The following is a 2,945-nucleotide window of genomic DNA, read 5'->3' as shown; positions in this document are numbered from 1 at the left end:
ATCATCAATGGCAACAGTGGCAACAACATCATCGATGGCCTTCTCGGCGCCGACACGATGAGCGGCGCGCAAGGCAACGACACCTATTATGTCGACAATGCCGGTGATCACGTGATCGAAGCGAACGGCCAGGGCACCGACAATGTCCAGGCCTACGTCTCCTTCAATCTCTCCGGCCAGGAGCTGGAGAACCTGGCGCTGCGCACCGGCGCCTCGATCAACGGCACCGGCAATTCCATTGCCAACATCATCACTGGCAATTCGGGAGCGAATGTTATCAACGGCCTCCTTGGCAACGACACGCTGAGCGGCAGCACCGGCAACGACACCTTCGTCTTCACCACGGCGCTGAACGCCTCGACCAATGTCGACCACATCACCGACTTCTCGGTGGTCGAAGATACCATCCAGGTGGACAATGCGATCTTCGCAGCGCTTGGCGCCAACGGCACGCTGACCGCCGCACAGTTCGTCAAGAACACCACCGGTCTTGCCGGCGACGGCAACGACCACATCATCTACGAGACCGACACCGGCTGGCTCACCTATGACAGCAACGGCAATGCCGCGGGCGGCTCAACCCACTTCGCCACGCTTGCCGCCAACCTGGCACTCACCAACGCCGACTTCGTGGTGATCTGAACACGGCTTGTGCGCAGTCCCAACAGCCGGGCCAGACCGATCTCCATGTCGGCGCCATGCTGCCTTATGAGTTTGTAACGATCTTCACCGCGCTCACCGAATTCCAATGCCAGTAGGCGATGCCGGCTGCTGGCCATTCTCCACCACGCCGGCAGCGAAAGGGAACAAGCCATGCCTATCGGACGCATCGGACAGGACTTCATCGTCAATTCGACGACAATAGACAGTCAGTATACCCCCGCGATCACGGCGCTGGCCGATGGCCGCTTCGTGGCCACCTGGCGGTCCTATGACACCGGCGACGGCGACAGCAGCTGCATCCGCGCCCGTATCTACAACGCCAACGGTTCAGCGGCCGGCAGCGACTTCATCGTCAATTCGACGGCAACTGGCGATCAGTATGATCCGGCAATCACGGCGCTGGCCGATGGCCGTTTCGTGGCCACCTGGCAGTCCGTCGACACCGGCGACGGCGACGGCATCTGCATCCGCGCCCGCGTCTACAACGCCGACGGTTCAGCGGCCGGCAGCGACTTCATCGTCAATTCGACGGCAACGGACTTTCAGTATACCCCCGCGATCACGGCGCTGGCCGATGGCCGCTTCGTGGCCACCTGGGAATCCAATGACCCCGGCGACGGCAGTAACAGCTGCATCCGTGCCCACATCTACAACGCCGACGGATCAGCGGCCGGCAGCGACTTCATCGTCAATTCGACGACAGCGAACAATCAGGTTAGCCCCGCGATCACGGCGCTGGCCGATGGCCGCTTCGTGGCCACCTGGCAGTCGCTTGACACCGGCGACGGCGGTGGCAACTGCATCCGCGCCCGCGTCTACAACGCCAACGGTTCAGCGGCCGGCAGCGACTTCATCGTCAATTCGACGGCAACGAGCAATCAGTACGACCCCGCGATCACGGCGCTGGCCGATGGCCGCTTTGTGGCCACCTGGCAGTCCTATGACCTTGGCGACGGCGACGGCACCTGCATCCGCGCCCGCGTCTACAACGCCGACGGTTCAGCGGCCGGCAGCGACTTCATCGTCAATTCTACGGCAGCGGGCAATCAGGATAGCCCCGCGATCACGGTGCTGGCCGATGGCCGCTTCGTGGCCTCCTGGCAGTCCGATGATACCAGCGACGGCGACGGCAGCTGCATCCGCGCCCGCGTCTACAACGCCGACGGGTCAGCGGCCGGCAGCGACTTCATCGTCAATTCGACGGCAACTGGCCTTCAATATGACCCGGCAATCACGGCGCTGGCCGATGGCCGTTTCGTGGCCACCTGGGAGTCCACTGATGCCGGCGACGGCAGTAGCGGCTGCATCCGCGCCCAGATCTTCGACCCGACCATCTTCGTCGGCACGGCCAGCGCGGACATCTGGCAGGGCAGCAATGTCTTTGCCGACCATATCAACGGCGGCGCCGGCGCCGATACGCTGTCGGGTCTTGGTGGTGACGATACGATCAGCGGCGATGCCGGCAACGACATCCTCAACGGTGGCGCCGGCAGTGATAAGCTGTTTGGCGGAGCCGATAACGATACACTCAACGGTGGCGCCGGCGCCGACACGATGAGCGGCGGCACCGGCAACGACACCTACTGGGTCGACAATGCCGGCGACCATGTGATCGAAGTGAATGGCCAGGGCATCGACAATGTGCAGAGCACCATCTCCTTCAACCTTTCCGGCCAGGAGATCGAGAACCTGGCGCTGCGGACCGGCGCCTCGATCAACGGCACCGGCAATTCCATTGCCAATGTCATCGCCGGCAATTCCGGCAACAATATCATCAACGGGCTCGGCGGCGCCGACACGATGAGCGGGGCGCAGGGCAACGACACCTACTATGTCGACAATGCCGGCGACCATGTCATCGAGGTCAACGGCCAGGGCACCGACAATGTGCAGGCCTATGTCTCCTTCAACCTGTCCGGTCAGGAGCTGGAGAACCTGACGCTGACCGGCGCAGGCAATATCAACGGCACCGGCAATTCGATCGCCAACATCATCACCGGCAACAGCGGCAACAACGTCATCGACGGGCTCGGCGGCGCCGATACGATGAGCGGCGCACAGGGCAGCGACACCTATTATGTCGACAATGCCGGCGACCATGTCATCGAAGCGAACGGCGGCGGCACCGACAATGTGCAGGCCTTCGTCTCCTTCAACCTCTCCGGTCAGGAGATCGAGAACCTGGCGCTGCGCAGCGCGGCTTCCATCAATGGCACCGGCAATTCGATCGCCAACACCATCGCTGGCAACAGTGGCGCGAACATCATCAACGGCCTCCTCGG

General features: G+C 62.7%; 1 protein-coding gene and 1 pseudogene. Both read left to right on the top strand.

Features of this window, described 5'->3' with window-relative positions; all coding sequences use genetic code 11:
• Positions 1 to 642 (top strand): calcium-binding protein (locus ACFFNA_RS24095; RefSeq protein ID WP_514132024.1); only part of this gene is annotated, 642 nt, incomplete at its 5' end.
• Positions 643 to 813: 171 nt separating this feature from the next.
• Positions 814 to 2,945, top strand: a pseudogene (locus ACFFNA_RS24090) (hypothetical protein); the annotation flags it as partial.

The sequence above is a fragment of the Mesorhizobium kowhaii genome, from assembly GCF_042431665.1.
Classification (GTDB): domain Bacteria; phylum Pseudomonadota; class Alphaproteobacteria; order Rhizobiales; family Rhizobiaceae; genus Mesorhizobium; species Mesorhizobium kowhaii.
The sequence above is the reverse complement of the archived record's forward strand: the minus strand, read 5'-3'. Positions and strand labels throughout refer to the sequence as shown.